General features: G+C 69.0%; 2 protein-coding genes. One reads left to right on the forward strand and one right to left on the reverse strand.

Annotated elements, in window-relative coordinates:
* Positions 1 to 68: 68 nt before the first annotated feature.
* The gene (locus DT057_RS34840) at positions 69 to 809 is read right to left on the reverse strand and encodes a 3-oxoacyl-ACP reductase family protein (RefSeq protein WP_128566546.1); all 741 of its coding nucleotides are present in this window, start codon (positions 807 to 809) and stop codon (positions 69 to 71) included.
* Positions 810 to 891: 82 nt separating this feature from the next.
* On the opposite strand from DT057_RS34840, the gene DT057_RS34845 reads away from it, so the two are divergent.
* Entirely contained in the window at positions 892 to 1,548 is a 657-nt protein-coding gene (locus DT057_RS34845) for a TetR/AcrR family transcriptional regulator (RefSeq protein WP_128566547.1), read from the forward strand.
* The last annotated feature ends 75 nt before the right edge of the window (positions 1,549 to 1,623 follow it).

The following is a 1,623-nucleotide window of genomic DNA, read 5'->3' on the forward strand; positions in this document are numbered from 1 at the left end:
CGGCCGATTGCGGCGTGATCGGATGCTGCTCCAGGCAGCAGAGCCTGATTTCAATTTAGTGCAGGGACTCATGCATTCGCGCCGCCGTCGACCGTGATGGCGGTGCCGGTGATCTGGCGCGCGGCCGGGCTGGCCAGGAACGCCACCGCGGCCGCCACGTCCTCGGGCCGTCCGTAATGACCGAGGGCGGTTCCAGCTCGCTGCATGTCCGCCTGAGGACCGTCGGCGGGGTTCATGTCGGTGTCGGTCGATCCTGGCTGCACCAGGTTCACCGTGATGCCCTGGGGTCCGAGTTCGCGCGCCAGCCCCCGCGTGAACGAGAGCAGGGCCGACTTCGACATGGAGTAGACGGTCACGCCCCCGAACGGGACCCGCTCCCCGAGACACGAGCCGATGGAGATGATCCGCCCGCTCTCCCCGAGGTGCGGGATGGCTGCCTGCGAGGCCAGCACGACCGAACGCACGTTGACGTCAAGGATCGCGTCGATGTCGGCGAGGCTCATCTCCGCCATCGGGCCGCCCCGGGCGATGCCGGCATTGTTCACCAGGATGTCGAGCCCGCCGAGCCTGTCGGCCGCCTCATCGACCGAGCGCTTCACCGCTGCGGCGTCGGCGCTGTCGGCCTGGATGGCGACGGCCCGGCGGCCCTTCGCCTCGATGCGGCGGACGACGTCAGCCGCCCGCTCGGCGGAACGCTCGAAGGTGATGGCGACGTCCGCCCCTTTCTCGGCCAGCGCCAGGGCGATGGCGGCGCCGATGCCGCGGGAGGCACCCGTCACGAGCGCGCGCTTGCCTGTGAGTTCGGTCATGGCTCCACCTTTCTGTAATGAACGACACACAAATCGATAAGAGGATTGTGGGGCCGGGGTCAAGCGGTTTATATAACGAACGATGCAGAATTCATCGCCAGCCTCATGCCCGACCGGGGCGCCTCGGATCCGTGGCCGCGGACGGCCCCGGGCGTTCGACCGTGCCCACGCTCTGGGTCAGGCGATGCGCCTGTTCTGGAGCAAGGGCTTCGCCGCGACCTCGATCTCGGATCTCACGGCCGCCATGGGTATCGGCTCGCCGAGCCTCTATGCAGCGTTCGGCTCGAAGGAGGCGCTCTACGCCGAGGCTCTGCGCCATTATGGCGAGCAGTACGAGGCATCCGTCTGGGCCAACTTCGCCGCGGCCAGGACCGCCCGCGAGGCGGTCGCAGCGCTCCTGATGGACTCGGCCGCCGCACTGACAGGATCATGCGGGCGCGTCGAGCCGCTCGGTTGCATGGTGACGCTCTCGGCAGCCGGCAGCGAGGGGCACGTGGAACTCGGAGACCTCGTGCGGGCGGCCCGCGCCCGAGGGCTCAGGCGGGTCGGGGACCGTCTCGATCGTGCGGTAGCGGAAGGCGAGCTCGGTGCCTCGGTCGATGTTCCCGCGCTCGCGCGCTTCGTGGTCACGGTGCAGAACGGCATGTCGGTGCAAGCTCGCGATGGTGCGAGCCGCGAAGCACTGGAGGCCGTCGCCCATCTCACGATGCTGGGGTGGGAAGCACGGGTCGGCGGTTGAAGTCCCTCGACCGCCTCGGTCTCGGCTGGACACGGATGACGAGCGGCCGTTCGGGCGAGACTGATCGGGGATCCG

This window comes from Methylobacterium crusticola (genome assembly GCF_003574465.1).
GTDB lineage: Bacteria > Pseudomonadota > Alphaproteobacteria > Rhizobiales > Beijerinckiaceae > Methylobacterium > Methylobacterium crusticola.

Bases quoted from the DNA above. Each gene is read 5' to 3' on its own strand.
- DT057_RS34840 (WP_128566546.1), bottom strand. From the start codon at position 809: ATGACCGAACTCACAGGCAAGCGCGCGCTCGTGACGGGTGCCTCCCGC.
- DT057_RS34845 (WP_128566547.1), top strand. From the start codon at position 892: ATGCAGAATTCATCGCCAGCCTCATGCCCGACCGGGGCGCCTCGGATC.